Origin of the sequence: Streptomyces sp. NBC_01233, from assembly GCF_035989305.1 — a bacterium.
Lineage (GTDB): Bacteria > Actinomycetota > Actinomycetes > Streptomycetales > Streptomycetaceae > Streptomyces.
Genome location: NZ_CP108514.1, coordinates 3,399,196 through 3,418,221, shown reverse-complemented (window position 1 = coordinate 3,418,221; position 19,026 = coordinate 3,399,196). Strand labels below are relative to the sequence as shown.

General features: G+C 72.4%; 13 protein-coding genes and 1 pseudogene. 8 read left to right on the top strand and 6 right to left on the bottom strand.

Annotation, left to right across the window (positions count from 1 at the left end; all coding sequences use genetic code 11):
• Positions 1–78: 78 nt before the first annotated feature.
• The 3 genes from speB to OG332_RS15960 all read left to right on the top strand — a co-directional run bounded on the left by speB (position 79) and on the right by OG332_RS15960 (position 3,560).
• Entirely contained in the window at positions 79–1,044 is a 966-nt protein-coding gene (gene speB, locus OG332_RS15970) for an agmatinase (protein ID WP_215020202.1), read from the top strand.
• Positions 1,045–1,091: 47 nt separating this feature from the next.
• Positions 1,092–2,774 (top strand): thiamine pyrophosphate-binding protein, encoded by a 1,683-nt coding sequence (locus OG332_RS15965; protein WP_327414112.1) that lies wholly within the window; start codon positions 1,092–1,094, stop codon positions 2,772–2,774.
• 138 nt (positions 2,775–2,912) lie between these two features.
• Positions 2,913–3,560 (top strand): hypothetical protein, encoded by a 648-nt coding sequence (locus OG332_RS15960; RefSeq protein WP_327414111.1) that lies wholly within the window; start codon positions 2,913–2,915, stop codon positions 3,558–3,560.
• Here OG332_RS15960 and OG332_RS15955 read toward each other — a convergent pair.
• Positions 3,550–4,515, bottom strand: a complete 966-nt coding sequence (locus tag OG332_RS15955; RefSeq protein WP_327414110.1) for a hypothetical protein — start codon at positions 4,513–4,515, stop codon at positions 3,550–3,552. The genes OG332_RS15960 and OG332_RS15955 overlap by 11 nt on opposite strands.
• A gap of 159 nt (positions 4,516–4,674) precedes the next feature.
• Between OG332_RS15955 and OG332_RS15950 the strand changes: the two genes are divergently transcribed.
• Positions 4,675–8,568 carry an ABC transporter ATP-binding protein gene (locus OG332_RS15950; RefSeq protein WP_442816158.1) on the top strand — a complete coding sequence of 1,298 codons (3,894 nt, stop codon included), beginning with the start codon at positions 4,675–4,677 and terminating at the stop codon, positions 8,566–8,568.
• A gap of 10 nt (positions 8,569–8,578) precedes the next feature.
• Here the strand turns inward: OG332_RS15950 and OG332_RS15945 are convergent, their stop codons facing one another.
• Positions 8,579–9,133, bottom strand: a complete 555-nt coding sequence (locus OG332_RS15945; protein WP_327414108.1) for an EF-hand domain-containing protein — start codon at positions 9,131–9,133, stop codon at positions 8,579–8,581.
• Between the two features lie 214 nt (positions 9,134–9,347).
• Between OG332_RS15945 and OG332_RS15940 the strand changes: the two genes are divergently transcribed.
• Together OG332_RS15940 and OG332_RS15935 are read left to right on the top strand one after the other, a co-directional pair.
• Positions 9,348–9,749 carry a hypothetical protein gene (locus tag OG332_RS15940; protein WP_442816157.1) on the top strand — a complete coding sequence of 134 codons (402 nt, stop codon included), beginning with the start codon at positions 9,348–9,350 and terminating at the stop codon, positions 9,747–9,749.
• Between the two features lie 84 nt (positions 9,750–9,833).
• On the top strand, positions 9,834–11,267 hold the full coding sequence (locus OG332_RS15935; protein ID WP_327414107.1) for an aminopeptidase: 1,434 nt from the start codon (positions 9,834–9,836) through the stop codon (positions 11,265–11,267).
• 53 nt (positions 11,268–11,320) lie between these two features.
• On the opposite strand, the gene OG332_RS15930 is transcribed toward OG332_RS15935, so the two are convergent.
• Both OG332_RS15930 and OG332_RS15925 read right to left on the bottom strand, forming a co-directional pair.
• A complete protein-coding gene (locus OG332_RS15930) occupies positions 11,321–13,129 on the bottom strand; it encodes a glycoside hydrolase family 3 N-terminal domain-containing protein (RefSeq protein ID WP_442816156.1) in 1,809 nt (602 codons plus the stop codon).
• A gap of 278 nt (positions 13,130–13,407) precedes the next feature.
• The gene (locus tag OG332_RS15925) at positions 13,408–14,304 is read right to left on the bottom strand and encodes a LysR family transcriptional regulator (protein ID WP_327414106.1); all 897 of its coding nucleotides are present in this window, start codon (positions 14,302–14,304) and stop codon (positions 13,408–13,410) included.
• An 82-nt stretch (positions 14,305–14,386) separates the two neighbouring features.
• Between OG332_RS15925 and OG332_RS15920 the strand changes: the two genes are divergently transcribed.
• Positions 14,387–15,367 carry an EamA family transporter gene (locus tag OG332_RS15920; RefSeq protein WP_327414105.1) on the top strand — a complete coding sequence of 327 codons (981 nt, stop codon included), beginning with the start codon at positions 14,387–14,389 and terminating at the stop codon, positions 15,365–15,367.
• On the opposite strand, the pseudogene OG332_RS15915 reads toward OG332_RS15920, so the two are convergent.
• Together OG332_RS15915 and OG332_RS15910 are read right to left on the bottom strand one after the other, a co-directional pair.
• Positions 15,273–15,785 (bottom strand): annotated as a pseudogene (locus OG332_RS15915) (GNAT family N-acetyltransferase); the annotation flags it as partial. The gene OG332_RS15920 and the pseudogene OG332_RS15915 overlap by 95 nt on opposite strands.
• A gap of 42 nt (positions 15,786–15,827) precedes the next feature.
• Positions 15,828–16,364 carry a DUF937 domain-containing protein gene (locus tag OG332_RS15910; RefSeq protein ID WP_327414104.1) on the bottom strand — a complete coding sequence of 179 codons (537 nt, stop codon included), beginning with the start codon at positions 16,362–16,364 and terminating at the stop codon, positions 15,828–15,830.
• A gap of 265 nt (positions 16,365–16,629) precedes the next feature.
• On the opposite strand from OG332_RS15910, the gene recD2 reads away from it, so the two are divergent.
• Positions 16,630–18,876 carry an SF1B family DNA helicase RecD2 gene (gene recD2 / locus OG332_RS15905; RefSeq protein WP_327414103.1) on the top strand — a complete coding sequence of 749 codons (2,247 nt, stop codon included), beginning with the start codon at positions 16,630–16,632 and terminating at the stop codon, positions 18,874–18,876.
• Positions 18,877–19,026 lie beyond the last annotated feature (150 nt).

The following is a 19,026-nucleotide window of genomic DNA, read 5'->3' as shown; positions in this document are numbered from 1 at the left end:
ACGTACACTCCCCACCCCCGCGCAGCCCGCTTACGCTCGAAGTACCGCACACGCAGGACCACCAGAAGGGCACCCCCCATGAGCACGCAGCCGCGCGGCCCCGTCGACTCCTCCCGCATCCCGCGCTACGCGGGCCCGGCGACCTTCGCCCGGCTGCCCCGCCTCGACGAGGTCGGTTCCGCCGACGTCGCCGTCGTCGGCGTGCCCTTCGACTCCGGCGTCTCCTACCGCCCCGGCGCCCGCTTCGGCGGCAACGCCATCCGCGAGGCCTCGCGCCTCCTGCGCCCGTACAACCCGGCGCAGGACGCCTCCCCCTTCGCCCTCGCGCAGGTCGCGGACGCCGGCGACATCGCCGTGAACCCCTTCAACATCAACGAGGCCGTCGAGACGGTCGAGGCCGCGGCCGACGAGCTGCTCTCCTCCGGCTCCCGCCTGATGACCCTCGGCGGCGACCACACCATCGCCCTCCCGCTGCTCCGCTCGGTCGCGAAGAAGCACGGCCCGGTGGCCCTGCTGCACTTCGACGCGCACCTGGACACCTGGGACACGTACTTCGGCGCCGAGTACACGCACGGCACGCCGTTCCGCCGGGCGGTGGAGGAGGGCATCCTCGACACCGAGGCGCTCTCGCACGTCGGCACGCGCGGCCCGCTGTACGGCAAGCAGGACCTCGACGACGACGCCAAGATGGGCTTCGGCATCGTCACCTCGGCGGACGTCTACCGCCGCGGTGCCGACGAGGTCGCCGACCAGCTGCGCCAGCGCATCGGCGACCGCCCGCTCTACATCTCGATCGACATCGACGTGCTGGACCCGGCGCACGCGCCCGGCACCGGTACCCCCGAGGCGGGCGGCATGACCTCCCGCGAGCTGCTGGAGATCATCCGCGGCCTGTCCTCCTGCAACCTGGTTTCGGCGGACGTCGTCGAGGTGGCCCCGGCGTACGATCACGCGGAGATCACCTCGGTCGCGGCCTCGCACACCGCGTACGAGCTGACCACGATCATGAGCCGTCAGATCGCTGCCGCCAGGCAGGGCCGATAGAACACAGCGCGGCGGCGAAGGCGAACCCGAAGGGCGAGTAAGCGCACGTGACGCACGACCACGACCTGGTACTCCGTCCCACCGAGGCCCAGACGGCCGCCGCCCTGGCCCCGCCGCCGGGGCGGACGGGCGGGGACCTGGTCGTGGAAACGCTGCGTTCGCTGGGCGCCACCACCGTCTTCGGGCTGCCGGGGCAGCACGCCCTCGGCCTCTTCGACGCGGTGGGGCGCTCCGACCTGCGCCTCGTCGGACTCCGTACGGAGAACAACGCGGGCTTCGCCGCCGACGCCTACGGCCGCATCACGGGCGAGGCGGTCCCCCTCCTCCTCTCCACCGGCCCGGGCGCGCTCATGGCCCTGCCCGCGCTCGCGGAGGCGGCCGCGGCCTCGGCCCCGGTCCTCGCCATCTCCTCGCAGGTCCCCGTCGCGGGTCTGGGCGGGGGCCGGCGCGGTCACCTGCACGAGCTGCGCGACCAGTCGGCGTCCTTCCGGGACGTGGTGAAGTCGGTCCACGTCGCCCGCACCCCGTCCCAGATCCCCTCCGTCGTCGCGGAGGCCTGGGAGTCGGCGCTGACGGCTCCGCACGGCCCGGTCTGGGTGGAGATCCCGGAGGACGTCCTGCGCACAGAGACGTTCATTCCCCAGGTCACGGGCATGGACGCGACCCCGCACGAGCTCGCCCCCCGCCCGGAACTCACCGCCGTGGCCGCGCACTGGCTCTCCTCGGCCGAGCGCCCCGTGATCATCGCGGGCGGCGGGGTCATCCGCTCCGACGCAGCCGGCAAGCTCAAGCAGCTGGCGGAACGCCTGGACGCCCCGGTGGTCACCACCTTCGGCGGCAAGGGCGCCTTCCCCTGGACCCACCCGCTCTCCCTCCAGTCCTGGCTGGAGGACCGCCACATGACGGACTTCCTGGAGGACGCGGACGTCCTGCTGGTCGTCGGCTCGGGCCTCGGGGAACTCTCCTCCAACTACCACACGTTCTTCCCCACGGGCCGGGTCGTCCAGATCGACGCGGACCTCGGCAAGCTGGAGTCCAACCACCCGGCCCTCGGCATCCACGCTGACGCCCGCCTGGCCCTCCAGGCCCTGCTGGAGACGGTCGCCGAGCGCAAGGACCCCGCCGCCCCGGAGCGCGTCCGCCTGGTCCTCGACGACATCGCGGCCCGCCTCGCCACCCAGGACGTCGCCCTGGAGCGCTCGCTCCTGACCTCGATCCGCTCCGCCCTCCCCCCGCGCTCCCCGTCCTTCTGGGACATGACGATCCTGTCCTACTGGGCTTGGTCCGCCTTCGACGCGAAGCACCCCAACACCATGCACTCGGCCCAGGGCGCGGGCGGCCTCGGCTACGCCTTCCCGGCCGCCCTGGGCGCCTGCGTCGCGGAACCGGGCACGCCCGTCCTGGCAGTCTCCGGCGACGGCGGCGCCATGTACTCGATCGCGGACCTGGCCACGGCCCGCCAGCACGACCTCGACGTCACCTGGCTGATCGTGGACGACGGCGGTTACGGCATCCTGCGCGAGTACATGACCCAGTCCTTCGGCAGCGCCACCGGCACGGAACTCGCCCGCCCCGACTTCGCCGCCCTGGCGGCGTCCTTCGACGTCCCGGCGACCACCACCACCCCGCAATCCCTGACCGCCGACCTCAAGAAGGCCCTCGCCACCCCGGGCCCCTCGGTCGTCGTCCTCCCGGCGCTCCTCAAGATGTTCGCTCCGACCCACCTCTGACCGCCGGCTCGCGCCCCGGCCACCCGGTCGTCCTGCGGACGCGTTCCTTCGGGTGATGACGCTGTGTCATCGAGCCGGGTGGGCCGGGGGTGTGGGACGTTGGGCGGCGGTCGGAGCCGGAGCGGAGGTGGTGGTGCCGTGATGCGCGCAGTCGTCCGCGGTCTTGCCGTGGCAGTGGTGTCCGGGATGCTGGCCGCGAGCGCGGGGTGCCAGAGCCCGGAGTCGGCCGACGGGTCCCCGACGCCGCTCCCGGCCCTGACGACAGGGGGCTCGGAGAGCAGCCCGGCCGCCTCGTCCTCGTTGTTCCTGGGGCAGGGGGCCGATGCCTCCGCCTCGCAGGTCAGCGTGCCGACCGTGAAGGTCGGCGAGCCGGCCGGCGGGGACGTCGCCGTGGTCAATCCGAGCAGCGACCCCGTCACCGTCCAGAACATCGCCGCCACCACCGACAGCGGCGCGACCTCGATCGTGGAGGACGCCTGCACGGGCGTCGAACTGCCGCCGGGCGGCAGCTGCCGGATCCGGGTGCAGCACATCGCGACGGAGGCCGGCCCCTACACCGGCGAGCTGACCGCGACGACCTCCGACGGCAACGTCCTGACCGCCGCCATCTCCGGTGAGGCGCTGGGCGAGGCCACCCCAGGCGGCGAGGACACCCCAGGCGACGAGGACACCACGGGCACGGAGACGCCGTCGCCGTCCCTCTCCCCCTTCCTCTCGCCCTCGCCGTCGTCGTCTCCGTCGCCGACTTTCGACGCCTACACTTCCGAGCCGTCCCTCACGGACTGATCTCGATCCTGACGGTGTCGTCGTCGGGCAGGACCACCAGCGTGCGCTCCGGCTGCCGGGGCAGGTAGGAGACGAGGTAGAAGCGGGCCGGCGTCTTCGCGAGGACGCGGAAGCCGAGGTACTGGTAGCGGTACGGGCCCCCGCCGCTGCCCAGGTCGTTGAAGACGATGCCCGGCGCGTGGTGGATCACGGGCACCCGGGAGTGGACGATCAGCCGCGGGCTGGAGACGTAGCCTCCCGCGGCGTCGCTCATGGCCTCGGTGCGGCCGGCCATCGCCACGTACCGCGCCATGCCGAAGAACAGGCTCATCGTCAGCACTCCGAGGAGCAGCGCGCCGGCCGCCAGCCACAGCCGGTCGGCCGTACGGCTCTCCCCGCTCCGCTCGTCCCGCCCGTCCGTGTCTGGGTCGCTCAGGCGCAGCTGAACGGCGAAGAACGCCAGCGTGGCACCCAGCGCCACCGCCAGACAGGGCACGAACTCGCGCGGCCAGCCCCCGGGGAGCCGTGGCAGCCGGTCTTCCCAGAAGAAGACCGGGAAGCCCGCCACCACCAGGAACAGCCCGGCCGCGAGCAGCCAGGCGGTCACCGTCCCGCGCCGGATCTTCCGCCCCGGCCCGGCCAGCAGCCGCCCCGCCCACCCCAGGGCCAACAGCAGGGCCAGCCCGCAGAACAGGAGGGACCAGAGCGGGAAGAAGATCGCGCCCGGGCTCCTGACCAGGTAGGCCTGGACGGAGAGCTGGAGGTCGGCCGTGGGCACGCCGAAGGTGGCGTAGTACGCCTCGGTGTAGGTGCTGCCGAAGTAGTAGAGGAGACCGAGGACGATGGTGCCCGGCGCCGCGATGTACGCCACCTTCTCCAGGAACGCCTTCGAAGGGCTCGCCGCCTGTGCGCCGGGCGCCTCCTGCGTACCGGGCGTCCGCGGTTCGGGCGGCGGCTGCTCCTGGGGCTCCGACATGCGCCCAGTCTGTCCGCGGGTCCGCGGCCCCGCACCCGGGGCCGCGCCGCCCGGCTGACCCGCAGGCGGAACCGGCGATCGAACCCGGCCGGCCCCGTCCGGACGCTCCCCGCGTGCGCCGGAGCCGCCCGGCGTACACGTTCGAATTGTTGCGGCGGGATGAAATCCGCCGGTCGGGGCGTTGCCGCTTGCGGCAGGACAGGACGAACGGGGAGGCATCACGTGACGGCGGCTGGGGAGAAACAGGGCTGGGGCAAGCGGCTGGCGGCCTACACCTGGCGGTACAGGCTCAACGTGCTGCTGGCACTCGGCTCCTCGCTGGCCGGCATGGCCGTCATGGCGCTCGTACCGCTGGTCACCAGGGTGATCATCGACGACGTCATCGGGGACCAGACCAAGTCCATGGGGCCCTGGGCCGGGCTGCTCATAGCCGCCGCCCTGCTCGTCTACGTGCTCACCTACATACGCCGGTACTACGGCGGGCGGCTCGCCCTCGACGTGCAGCACGACCTGCGCACCGACATGTACGACACCATCGCCCGCCTCGACGGGCGCCGCCAGGACGAGCTGTCCACCGGGCAGGTCGTCGGGCGGGCCACCACCGACCTCCAGCTGATCCAGGGCCTGCTCTTCATGCTGCCCATGACCATCGGGAACTTCCTGCTCTTCGGGATATCCCTCGGGGTCATGCTGTGGCTCTCCCCGCTGCTGACCGTCGTCGCGCTGCTGATGGCCCCCGCCCTCTGGTTCATCGCCAAGCGCAGCCGCAAGAAGCTCTTCCCCGCCACCTGGTGGGCCCAGGGCCAGGCCGCCGCCGTCGCCACCGTCGTCGACGGGGCCGTGACCGGCGTCCGCGTCGTCAAGGGCTTCGGCCAGGAGGAGCAGGAGACCGGCAAGCTGCGCGCGGCGAGCCGCCGGCTGTTCGCCGGCCGGATGCGCACCATCCGCCTCAACTCCCGCTACACCCCCGCGCTCCAGGCCGTACCCGCCCTCGCCCAGGTCGCCATGCTGGCCCTCGGCGGGTGGATGGCCACCAAGGGGCAGGTCACCCTCGGCACCTTCGTCGCCTTCTCCACCTACCTGGCCCAGCTCGTCGGCCCGGTCCGCATGCTCGCCATGGTCCTCACCGTCGGCCAGCAGGCCCGCGCCGGCGTCGAGCGGGTCTTCGAGCTCATCGACACCGAGCCCTCCATCCAGGAGGGCACCCACGAGCTGCCCGCCGACGCGCCCGCCACCGTCGAGTTCGACGACGTCCGCTTCGGCTACGACCCCGAGCGGCCCGTCCTCGACGGGTTCACGCTCTCCGTCGCGGAGGGCGAGACCGTCGCCGTCGTCGGGGCCTCGGGAAGCGGGAAGTCCACCGTCTCGCTGCTGCTGCCGCGCTTCTACGACACCGACGGCGGCGCGGTCCGCGTCGGCGGCCACGACGTCCGCGAGCTGACGTACGCGTCCCTGCGCGCCGCGATCGGGCTCGTCCCGGAGGATTCCTTCCTCTTCTCCGACACCATCCGCTCCAACATCGCCTACGGGCACCCCGCCGCGACCGACGCGCAGATCGAGGCCGCCGCCCGCGCCGTCCAGGCCGAAGGCTTCATCCGGGAGCTGCCCGCCGGGTACGACACCACGGTCGGCGAGCAGGGGCTCACCCTCTCCGGCGGCCAGCGCCAGCGCATCGCCCTCGCCCGGGCCATCCTCACCGACCCCCGGCTGCTCCTCCTCGACGACGCCACCTCCGCCGTCGACGCCCGCGTCGAGCACGAGATCCACGAGGCCCTGCGCTCCGTCATGGCCGGCCGGACCACCCTGCTGATCGCCCACCGCCGCTCCACGCTCGCACTGGCCGACCGGATCGCCGTACTCGACCGCGGTCGGCTCGCCGACATCGGGACGCACGAGGAGCTGGAGAGCAGGTCGGCGCTCTACCGCCGGCTGCTCACCGACCCCGACGCGCTCGGCGCCGGCTCGCCGCGGACCCCGGACGCCCCCCTGATGGCCGAGTTCGAGCGCGAGCTCGACCGCAAGCTCGAACGGGACATCGAGCTCGAAGCCGAGATCGACTCCGAGCCGGTCAACGCCAAGCGCCGGGTCGCGGCCGGGATCACCCCCGAGCTCTGGCGGCGCCGGGACGAGCAGACCGGCCAGACCCCCGCGGCCGCGGGCGCCGCGCCCGGAGCCGGTCACTCCATGGCCGGAGCCGTCGCCGGCATGCCGGCGACGCCCGAACTCCTGGCGCAGGTGGCCGCGCTGCCGCCCGCCACCGACGAACCCGAGGTGGACGAGACCCGCGCCGTGGCCGCCGAGGAGAGCTACGGCCTGCGCCGCCTGCTCCGCGGCTTCTGGGCGCCCCTCGCCATCAGCCTCGGCCTCGTCGCCGTGGACGCGGGCGCCGGACTGCTGCTGCCGATCCTGATCCGGCACGGCATCGACCAGGGCGTGGAGCAGGCCGTGCTCGGCGCCGTCTGGGTGGCCGCCGGGCTCGCCCTCGCCGTCGTCGTCGCGCAGTGGGCAGCGCAGTTCGCCGAGACCCGCATGACGGGCCGTACCGGCGAGCGCGTCCTGTACGCCCTCCGCGTCAAGATCTTCGCGCAGCTCCAGCGCCTCGGCCTCGACTACTACGAGCGCGAGCTGACCGGCAAGATCATGACCCGGATGACCACCGACGTGGACTCGCTCAGCTCGTTCCTGCAGACCGGGCTCGTCACCGCCGTCGTCTCCGTCTTCACCTTCTTCGGCATCCTGGTCGCCCTGCTCGTCCTCGACGTCGAGCTCGCGCTGATCGTCTTCGCGACCCTCCCCGTCCTCGTCGTCGGCACGATCGTGTTCCGCCGCAGGTCCGTCGCCGCCTACGAGCTCGCCCGCGACCGGGTCAGCCTGGTCAACGCCGACCTCCAGGAGTCCGTCTCGGGCCTGCGCATCGTCCAGGCCTTCCGCCGCGAGGGCTCCGGCGCCACCCGCTTCGCCGAGCGCAGCGACTCGTACCGCGAGGCCCGGGTCCGCGGCCAGTGGCTGATATCCGTCTACTTCCCCTTCGTCCAGCTGCTGTCCTCGGGCGCCGCGGCCGCCGTGCTGATCGTCGGCGCGGGACGGGTGGAGGCCGGGACGCTCACCACCGGCGCGCTCGTCGCGTACCTGCTCTACATCGACCTCTTCTTCGCGCCCGTCCAGCAGCTCTCCCAGGTCTTCGACGGCTACCAGCAGGCCACCGTCTCCCTGGGCCGCATCCAGGGGCTGCTGCGCGAGCCCACCACCACCCCGCTCTCCGAAGAGCCCCGGCAGGTGCCGGAGCTGCGCGGGGAGATCGCCTTCGAGGACGTCCGCTTCCAGTACGGGACGGCGGAGGAGCGCGGCGAGAAGGGGGAGGCGCTGGCCGGCATCAGCCTGCGGATACCCGCCGGGCAGACCGTCGCCTTCGTCGGCGAGACCGGAGCCGGCAAGTCCACGCTGGTGAAGATGGTGGCCCGGTTCTACGACCCGACCTCCGGCCGGATCACCGCCGACGGCGCCGATCTGCGGGAGCTGGACCTGACGGCGTACCGGCACCGCCTGGGCGTCGTCCCCCAGGAGCCCTACCTCTTCCCGGGGACCGTCCGCGACGCCATCGCCTACGGGCGGCCCGACGCGAGCGACGCCGAGGTGGAGGCCGCCGCCCGCGCGGTCGGCGCCCACGACATGGTCGCCACCCTCGACGGCGGCTACCTGCACACCGTCGCCGAGCGCGGCCGCAACCTCTCCGCCGGCCAGCGCCAGTTGATAGCGCTGGCCCGGGCCGAACTCGTCGACCCGGACGTGCTGCTGCTCGACGAGGCCACCGCCGCCCTTGACCTGGCCACCGAGGCCCAGGTCAACCAGGCGACGGACCGGCTCGCCGGCAAGCGCACCACCCTGGTGGTGGCGCACCGGCTGACCACTGCCGCGCGCGCCGACCGGGTCGTGGTCATGGACCGCGGCCGGGTCGTGGAGGACGGCACCCACGCCGAACTGCTGGCGCGCGGCGGCCGGTACGCCAAGCTGTGGCGCACCTTCGTCGGGGAGGACGAGCGCGCCGCGGCGTAGTACTTCCGTATCAGAATTCGCCGAAGAACAGGTTGCCCGGCGCGTCCTCGTCGTTGCCCGTGTAGTACTCGCGGACGGCGACGAGGAGCTCGTCCACGGTCAGGGTGCCGTCCCCGTCCTCGTCGATCCTCGCGAACAGCGCCTCGGCGTCCGCGGGCTGCAGTTCCGGGTTGAAGACCTCCTGCGCCTTGTGGAACTCCTCGGGGCTGATGCGCTCGTCGCCGTCGCTGTCGACCACCGTGAGGATCGCCTTCATCATCGGCCGGAACGAACGGTCGTACGCCGGCCCGCCCTGCGCGTACAGCCGCGTCATGCCCAGCTTGTACTCCTCGGGCGTGACCTTGCCGTCCCGGTCGATGTCCAGCTCCGTGAACAGGTCCTGCCAGAAGTCGGCCAGACCGCCCATCACCAGATCGGCCTTGGGCGAGGTGGCCGGCTCGTCGAGGGCCGACAGCAGCCGGGATCCGAGCGCGATGATGTCGTCGGCGTCGATCACCCCGCTCCCGTCGGCGTCCAGGTGCGTGAAGGCGCGCTCCAGCTTGCGGTCGAGCAGGTCGTTGGTCATGTCGGTGCCTTTCACGGCTACGGCGAGCGGCTTGCGATTACCTAGCGTAACGATTCGTTCGGCCGTGAACTCCCGCTCTACCCCTGGGAAGTTGTGGATGCACTCGTACGAGGGACGAGCGGCCCGGTCCTTGCGCATTGCAACCTTGGGCGGGGTTCGGGCGTCGTACGTACGTGCGTGCGCATGCCGTGCGTGTGACCGATCGGGGGGCAGGTTGTTGCAGGGGTGGAGGAGGCGGGCCCGCAGGGTCGCCTCCCTGGGGGTCTTCGCGACGGTGCTGTGGCTCTGCGCCGGCGGACTGTTCACGGCGCCGCCCGCGCGGGCGGCGGCCGACGGCTGCGGGGGCCGGCTGGCGCGGACGGTGTCCTTCGACACGGGCGAGCTGCGCGTCTACAAGAGCCGCAACCAGGCCTGCGCGGTGACCGTGGCCCGCGTTCCCGGTGGGCGGCGGCAGATGGCGGTGAGCATCCAGCCGCGCGGCGGAGCGCCCGTCCGGGAAGCGGGGCGATTCACCCGTCACGCCGGGCCCGTCACCGTAGGCGCGATCACCCGGTGCGTGTACGTAAGGGGCGGCGTGGGTGCCGGATCGGCCACCTCCGGCTGGATCCTGTGCTGAGGTCGCGGCCCAACTAGGTCTGTTCAGCGGTGCGTTGCCCCGGCTAGGTTCACGGCGACCGAAGTGAACTCAAGGGGAGGGTGAATGCGCAAGACGCTCGGATGGCTGCTGTCGCTCGTGGTGCTCATCGGCACCATGGGCGCGGCCGGCTCCACGGCGCAAGCGGCCACAGCCGCGCAGCCGTCGGCCGCCACGGACATCAAGGACCAGATCCTCGGCATTCCCGGGATGAGCCTGATCGAGGAGAAGCCGTACCCCGGCTACCGCTTCTTCGTACTGAACTACGAGCAGCCGGTGGACCACCGGCAGCCGTGGAAGGGCACCTTCAAGCAGCGCCTGACCCTTCTGCACAAGGACGTCTCGCGGCCGTCGGTGTTCTTCACCTCCGGCTACAACGTCAGCACCAGCCCGCGCCGCAGTGAGCCGACGACCATCGTCGACGGCAACCAGGTGTCCCTGGAGTATCGATTCTTCACGCCCTCCCGGCCCGACCCGGCCAACTGGGCGAACCTGGACATCTGGCAGGCCGCCAGCGACCAGCACCGGGTCTTCGTCGCCCTGAAGAAGATCTACAAGAAGAACTGGCTGGCCACGGGCGGCAGCAAGGGCGGTATGACGGCGACCTACTACGAGCGCTTCTACCCCCGCGACATGGACGGCGTCGTCGCGTACGTCGCGCCGAACGACGTCGTCAACAAGGAGGACTCGGCCTACGACCGGTTCTTCGCCAAGGTCGGCACCAAGGAGTGCCGCGACAAGCTGAACGCGGTCCAGCGCGAGGCGCTCGTGCGCCGCGAGCCGCTGGAGGCCAAGTACGCCGTGGCCGCGGCCGAGAACGGCTGGACCTTCACCACCGTCGGCAACCTCGACAAGGCCTACGAGGCCGTCGTGCTCGACTACGTGTGGGCCTTCTGGCAGTACAGCCTGCTCGCCGACTGCGCCTCCATCCCGACGGCCGCCACCGCCGGCGACCAGGAGATCTGGGACACGATCGACGCGATCTCCGGCTTCTCGGCCTACGCCGACCAGGGCCTGGAGACGTACACGCCGTACTACTACCAGGCGGGTACGCAGCTCGGCTCCCCGGACATCAAGCAGCCGCACCTGGGCAACCTCAGCCGCTACGGCTACCAGCCGCCGCGCAACTTCGTGCCCCGGGACATCCCCATGACCTTCCAGCAGGGGGCCATGGCGGACGTGGACAAGTGGGTGCGCAACAACGCCGACCAGATGCTCTTCGTGTACGGACAGAACGACCCGTGGGGCGCCGAGCCGTTCCACCTCGGGTACGGGGTGCGCGACAGCCACGTCATGATCGCGCCGGGCGCCAACCACGGGGCCAACGTCGCGAAGCTCCAGGACGGCGAGAAGACCCTCGCCACCGCGAAGATCCTGCAGTGGGCCGGGGTGGCTCCGGCCGCCACGATCGCCGACGAGTCGAAGGCGGCGCCGCTGGCGGCCGCCGACGCGCAGCTCGACCAGCAGGGCCTGGAGCGCGAGCCGCAGCTGCGGCCGTGACCGGGCCGGGACCACGGGGTCCCGGGCCACGGGCCGCGGGCTGACGCCGGGAACTAGAGCGTCAGGCCGTGGCCCAGCGGGTAGCGGCCCGGCACCGGGACCGGGAGGCGGCCGGCGGGCCGGACCGCCCCGGTGAGCACCCGGGCCGCCGCCCGCATCTCCACGTCCGTCCAGGAGTACGTCGCCAGCTCCGCCGCGCAGGCCGGCAGCCGGGCCGGGTCGTACGGATTGCGGACCGCCAGCAGGATCACCGGGACGCCGGACGCGATCAGGTCCGTCACCAGCCGACGTTGTGGGTTGTCCTCTTCCGGGACGTTGTACGTGCACACCAGCACCGCCGCGTGGCCGGCCGCAGCGGCCACCGCACGGGCGGGAGGCACCGCCGTGGCCCGGCAGCCCAGGGCGGTCAGCTCCCGCGCCAGTACGGCCGTGGGGGGCCCCGTGGTTCCCGTGGGGGAGGCCGGGTCCGTCCCCGTGACCAGCAGCCGGGGCCCGGACGTCGCATCGATCGGCACCAGCCCGCGGGGATTGGCCAGCAGGGTCGTCGTGACCGCCGCGATCTCGTCGGCGGCGTCCCGGTGCCTGCGGATGCCGACGGTGGCGTCCACCGCCTCGGCCGTGGTGTAGGCCTCGTCGAACAGCCCCCGGCGGGACTTCAGTTCCAGGATCCGCAGCACCGACTCGTCGATCCGGGCCTCCGTCAGCTCGCCCGCCTCGACGGCCGCCAGCACACTGCGGTACGCGAGCCCCAGGTCCGGCGGGTTCAGCAACTGGTCGCAGCCCGCCAGCAGGGCCAGTACGGGCACGCGGTCGTCCCCGTACTTCTGGCGGACCCCGGCCATGTCGAGGGCGTCGGTGACCACCACCCCCTGGAAGCCCAGGCGTTCGCGCAGGATGCCCGTGACGATCGGCCGGGAGAGGGTCGCCGGGTCCCCCGAGGGATCGAGCGCGGGGAAGACGATGTGCGCCGTCATGACCGCGTCCACGCCCGCCTTCACCGCGGCCCGGAACGGCGGCTCGTCCAGCTCCTCCCAGACGGCGCGCGTGTGCCGCATCACCGGCAGGCCGACGTGGCTGTCGGTCTCGGTGTCCCCGTGGCCCGGAAAGTGCTTCGCGGTGGCGGCCACTCCGGCGCCCTGGTAACCGCGCACCTGGGCGGCCACCAGGGCGGCCACGGCCTGCGGGTCGGAGCCGAAGGACCGGACGCCGATCACCGGATTGGCCGGGTTGACGTTGACGTCGGCCACCGGCGCGTAGTCCTGCCGGATGCCCAGGGCGGCCAGCTCGGCGCCCGCGATGCGCGCGGCCCGCAGGGCGTCGGCGGTGGAGCCGCCCGCGCCCAGCGCCATCGCCCCCGGGAGCAGCGTCGCGGGGGCGCCGATCCGGGCGACCGCGCCGTGCTCCTGGTCGGTGGAGAGCAGCAGCGGGATCCGGGCGCCGGAGGTGAGCGCGGCCTGCTGGAGGCCGACCGAGAGCGCGGCGATCTGGTGCGGGGTGCGGGTGTTGTGGGCCCAGGAGAAGTAGACGATCCCGCCGAGGTGGTAGCGGGAGACCAGCTCGGCTGCGGTGCGTACCCCGAACAGCGTCTGGTTCTGCTCGGCGTCGGCCGGGTCGGGGGCGGTCGCCGAGTGGCCGTACGCCCGCGAGACGAAGAGCTGCCCGACCTTCTCGTCGAGGCTCATCCGGTCCACGAAGCGGGCCAGGCGGGCCCGGTCGGGCCGGCGGCCCGGCGGGCCCTCGGGGGACCGAGGGTCGTCGGGGGTGCTGTGCGTGCCGAGCGCGGCGGAGGCGGCCCCCGCGGCGGTGACGGCGACCATGGCGGCTGCGGTGAGCAGGGTCCGGCGGGAGGCGTGGGGCGGCACGGGGCGGACCCTACCGGTTGCCCTCCGGGCGGGTCGGCCGTGTGGGGGCGTGTTGGCCAAGTACCACCGGTTGCCGCTGCCGCTGCCGCTGCCGCTGCCGCTGCCGCTGCCGCTGCCGCTGCCGCTGCCGCTGCCGCTGCCGCTGCCGCTGCCGCTGCCGCTGCCGCTGCCGCTGCCGTTGCCGCTGCCGGTGCGCTGTCGCCGGTGTCGCTGCCCGTGGTGCCGGGGCGGTCGGCGGGGTGGGGTCGGGTGTGGCGGGCTCCGTGGCTGCTGCGCGGTTACGTCGGCCAGTGGGACTGGAGGGTCTTCACGGCCTCGGTGATGGCGGGGCGGCGGGCGGCGCCGGTGCGCCACAGGGCGTACAGGCGGCGTACGGGACCCGGTTCCAGGGGGACGGCGACCGCGCCCGGCGGCAGCTGTCCGGTGCCGAGGCGGGGTACGACGGCGACCCCGAGGCCGGCCGCGACCAGGGCGACGATGGTGTGGTTCTCCTCGGCCACGTGCGCGATGTCGGGCTCGTAGCCGGCCGTGCGCAGGGTCCGTACCAGCCAGTCGTGGCAGACGCGGCCGGGCGGCTGGCAGACCCAGCGCTCGCCGCCGAGGTCGCTGCGCTGAATGGTCCGGCGCGTGGTGAACGGGTGGCCGGCCGGGACGACCAGGTCGCAGAGGTCGTCGCCGATCACCGCCTGCTCGATCCCCTCGGGAGCGGGCAGCGGGGCGATGTCCCAGTCGTGGGCCACTGCCAGATCGGTGACCCCTCGTGCCACCAGGTCGACGGACAGGTGCGGGTCCACCTCCGTCAGGCGCACCTCGAGGGCGGGGTGGCGGCGGGCCAGATCGGCCAGTACGCCCGGCATCAGCCCGCGCGCCGCCGAGGCGAACGCGGCCACCGTGAGCAGCCCGCTCGGCTGCCCGCGCCGCTCCTCCAGGGTGGTCTCGGCGCGTTCCACGATCGCCAGCAACTGCTGGGCGGTGTCGGCCAGATGGCGGGCCTCCTCGGTGAGCGCGACCCCGCGCCCGCGCCGCTCCAGCAGGGTGGTGCGGGTCTCCCGCTCCAGCTTGGAGATCTGCTGCGAGACCGCGGAGGGGGTGTAGCCGAGGGCGGCCGCCGCGCCCGCGACCGAGCCGTGGACGGAGACGGCGTGCAGGGCGCGCAGCCGGGCGAGATCGAGCATGTCCCTATCGTAAGCAATGCTTCATCGAGTGCGGAAGGGATTCGCGCTGGTGCTACACGGTTGGGGCGTCGATGGTGGGGTCATGCGTCCCGTACACACCGCTCTTGCCGTGCTCGTCGCTGCTGTTTGGGGGTTCAATTTCGTCGTCATCGAGATCGGTCTCGGGCATTTTCCGCCGTTGTTGTTGTCCGCCTTGCGGTTCTTGGTCGCCGCTCTGCCCGCCGTGTTCTTCGTCGGGCGTCCCAAGGTGGCCTGGAAGTGGATCCTCGGGGTCGGGCTGGCCCTCGGCATCGCGAAGTTCGGGCTGCTCTTCACCGGCATGGCGGCCGGGATGCCCGCCGGGCTGTCCTCGCTGGTGCTGCAGGTCCAGGCCGTTTTCACCGCCGTGCTGGCGGCGGTGGTGCTGCGCGAACGGCCCGGCCGGGTACGGATGTTCGGGATGGGTATCGCGCTCGCCGGGATCGCGGTGGCCGCCGCGGACGGGGGCACGGGCGGGCCGGTGCTCGGCTTCACCCTGGTCGTCGCGGCCGCTGCCGGCTGGGGAGTGTCCAACGTGCTGACCCGCAAGGCCTCCCCGCCCGACGCCCTGAACTTCATGGTGTGGGTGTGCACGGTGCCGGTGCTGCCGCTGTTCGCCTTGTCACTGGTGTTCGAGGGGCCCGAGCGGGACCTGGCCGCGCTGCGGGCCCTGGACTGGTCCGGGGTGGGCGTCATCGCGTACGTGGCGTGGGTCTCCACCGTCTTCGGGTTCGGAGTCTGGAGCCATCTGCTGGGCCGCTACCCGGCCTCGTCGGTGGCGCCGTTCTCGCTGCTGGTGCCGGTGTTCGGGATGTCCTCGGCGGCCCTGGTGCTGGGGGAGTCCGTCTCGGGACTGCGCTGGCTGGCGGCCGTGCTCCTGGTCGGCGGGGTCGCGCTCACCTCGCTGGCCCCCGCGCGCGCCTCGAACCGTACGGGGGTCGGTTCGGGCGTCAGTGCGGGGAGTCCTCCTGCAGCGGCAGTCGCCAGTCCTGCCCCGTCAGGCTCACTCCGTACGAGCGGTGCGGCCGCTCCGCGATCAGGGTGAACCCGGCCTTCAGGTAGAGCTCGCGGGCGTCGGTGAGCACGTCGTTGGTCCACAGCACCAGCTCGCGGTAGCCGACCGAACGGGCGAAGGCGACGACGGTGTCCACCAGCAGGGTGCCGATGCCGCGGCCGCGCCCCTCCTGGTCGACCAGGAGGAGGCGGAGCCGGGCGGTGCCGGGTGCGCCGTCCTCGCGTACGCACATCACCGAGCCGACCGGGCGGCCGTCCAGCTCCGCGATCCACACCCGTTCCAGGTAGGGATCGTGGTCCTGGGCGAAGTCCGCGACGATCCGGGCGACCAGGCCCTCGAAGTCGCAGTTCCAGCCGTACTCGGCGGCGTACAGCGCGCCGTGGCGCTGCACGATCCACCCGAGGTCACCCGGTTCCGGGTCCCGCAGCCGCACACTCTCAGCCATGGGCCAACTCTAGGCGGCCCGGATGGCTTCGGGCCCCCGGACGGGTTACTTCTTGCCGCCGCCGAGGACCTGGCCCAGGAGGTCGCCCAGGCCGCCGCTGTCGGCCGCGGCCGGGGCGGCGCCGGGGGCCGCGCCCGCGGTCGGGGCGCCCGCGGCCTTGCCGGCGGCCGCGCGCTTGGCGAAGACGGCCAGCAGGACCGGGATCAGCAGCTCGATGACCCTGGCGATGGTGGGGGCGGGGATGCCGGTCTTCTTCGAGACGGCGTTGGCCACGGGCTTGCTCACCTTGGCCAGCACCCCGGCCATCATCCCGCCGCCGAGCATGCCTCCGAGGCCGCCTCCGAGGGTGGCCACGCCCTGTAGCGGCGGCTCGGCCACCTCCTCGAAGGCCTGGCGCACCTCCACGCCGTCGTCGTCATCGGCGCCGGCCTTCTGCCGGAGGTCGCCGGTCATCGCGCCGACCGTCTGCGCGACGGTGTCCCGGGCGCCGTCGGTGTCGGTACCGAGGAGTGAGGCGATCTCGGTCAGCTTGTCGTCGCCGAGCTCGGTCAACACGTCTTCCTGGAGTGAGGATTCGCTCATGCCGGAAACGCTACTTCTGTGGTGATTCAGCGACACCTTGAGTAGGCGTCGGGTAACGGAAACGTAAAGCTATGGTTCCGGATGCAACCCTGCGGGGGTATCGCGGGTCGTATGTTGCGTCGGCACTTCCGGGGAGGGATTTGGGGGGATCGGGAAGTCCGACACGGGAGGGGTAACCGTGAGGGGGTCCGGCCGCGAGGCGGGACCCCCTTCGCGCTGTCCACAAGCCTGACGCGCTGTCGGCGCCACCCGGTAGCTTCGGGTCATGGCGACGAACGGTGCGGTGCAACTGGCGGTGGTCGAGGGGGTGCTCGAGCGCATCACCTATGCCAATGAGGAGAGCGGGTACACGGTCGCCCGCGTCGACACCGGCCGGGGCAGCGGTGACCTGCTCACCGTGGTCGGCTCGCTGCTGGGCGCGCAGCCCGGCGAATCGCTGCGCATGGAGGGCCGCTGGGGCTCCCACCCGCAGTACGGCAAGCAGTTCGCCGTGGAGAACTACAAGACCGTTCTACCGGCGACCATCCAGGGCATCCGCCGCTACCTCGGCTCCGGCCTGATCAAGGGCATCGGCCCGAAGATCGCCGACCGGATCGTGGAGCACTTCGGCACCGACACCCTCGACGTCATCGAAGCCGAACCGAAGCGGCTGATCGAGGTGCCCGGGCTCGGCCCCAAGCGGACGAAGCTGATCGGCGCCGCCTGGGAGGAGCAGAAGGCCATCAAGGAGGTCATGGTCTTCCTCCAGGGCGTCGGCGTCTCCACCTCCATCGCCGTCCGCATCTACAAGAAGTACGGCGATGCCTCCATCTCGGTGGTGAAGAACCAGCCCTACCGGCTCGCCGCCGACGTCTGGGGCATCGGCTTCCTCACCGCCGACCGGATCGCCCAGGCCGTCGGCATCCCGCACGACAGCCCCGAGCGGGTGAAGGCCGGCCTCCAGTACGCCCTGTCCCAGTCCACCGACCAGGGGCACTGCTTCCTGCCCGAGGAGCGGCTCATCGCCGACGGGGTCAAGCTGCTCCAGGTGGACACCGGGCTGGTGATCGACTGCCTGGCCGAGCTCGCCGCCGATCCGGAGGGCGTCGTACGGGAGCCCGTACCCGATCCGCAGGGCGGGCCGGACCCGCTGACCGCCGTGTACCTGGTGCCCTTCCACCGCGCCGAGCTGTCGCTGGTGGGGCAGGTGCGCCGGCTCCTGAACGCCGAGGACGACCGGATGCCGGCGTTCCGGGACGTGGACTGGGAGAAGGCCCTGGGCTGGCTCGCCGGGCGTACGGGGGCCACGCTCGCCCCCGAGCAGCGGGACGCGGTCAAGCTGGCGCTGACCCGCCGGGTCGCCGTCCTCACGGGCGGGCCGGGCTGCGGAAAGTCCTTCACCGTGCGCTCGATCGTCGAGCTGGCCCGGGCCAAGAAGGCCAAGGTGGTGCTGGCCGCGCCCACCGGCCGGGCGGCGAAGCGGCTGTCCGAGCTGACCGGGGCCGAGGCCTCCACGGTGCACCGGCTGCTGGAGCTCAAGCCGGGCGGGGACGCGGCGTACGACCGGGACCGGCCGCTGGACGCGGACCTGGTCGTGGTGGACGAGGCCTCGATGCTGGACCTGCTGCTGGCCAACAAGCTGGTCAAGGCCGTGGCACCGGGGGCTCACCTGCTGCTGGTCGGCGATGTGGATCAGTTGCCCTCGGTCGGGGCCGGGGAGGTGCTGCGGGACCTGCTGGCCGAGGGCGGTCCGGTGCCCGCGGTCCGGCTCACCCGGATCTTCCGGCAGGCCCAGCAGTCCGGCGTGGTCACCAACGCCCACCGGATCAACACCGGGGTACCGCCGATCACGGACGGGCTGCCGGACTTCTTCCTCTTCCCGGAGGAGGACACCGAGGCGGCCGGGGTGCTCGCCGTGGACGTGGCGGCGCGCAGGATCCCGGCCAGATTCGGGCTCGACCCGCGGCGGGACGTCCAGGTGCTCGCGCCCATGCACCGGGGCCCGGCCGGCGCCGGAAACCTCAACGGGCTGCTGCAGCAGGCGATGACACCGGCCCGGCCCGACCTTCCGGAGAAGCGGTTCGGCGGCCGGGTCTTCCGGGTGGGCGACAAGGTGACCCAGGTCCGGAACAACTACGAGAAGGGGGCGAACGGCGTCTTCAACGGCACCGTCGGCGTGGTCACCGGGCTCGACCTGGACGAACAGCGCCTGACGGTGCGTACGGAGGAGGACGAGGAGATCGGGTACGAGTTCGCGGAGCTCGACGAGCTGGCCCACGCGTACGCCGTCACCATCCACCGCTCCCAAGGGAGTGAATATCCCGCGGTGGTGATCCCGGTCACCACCGGAGCTTGGATGATGCTCCAGCGCAACTTGCTCTACACGGCGGTGACCCGGGCGAAGAAACTGGTCGTCCTCGTCGGGTCCCGCAAGGCCCTCGGTCAGGCGGTGCGTACCGTTTCCGCAGGCAGGAGGTACACGGCGGTCGCACCCAGGCTGTCCGGCCGGATACCGGTGGGAAACATCACCTAGATGATCGATCATTTGGGGTTCCACCACCGGTGTGGAGGGGGCAGGATGAGCAGCTTGGCGGCACTCAGTGCCGTCGAAAGCACCAAAGGCCGACCCCGAGTGCACTCTCCTGCGCCAAATGGGGGAAGGTAGAGGCAGTCAGGGCACCTC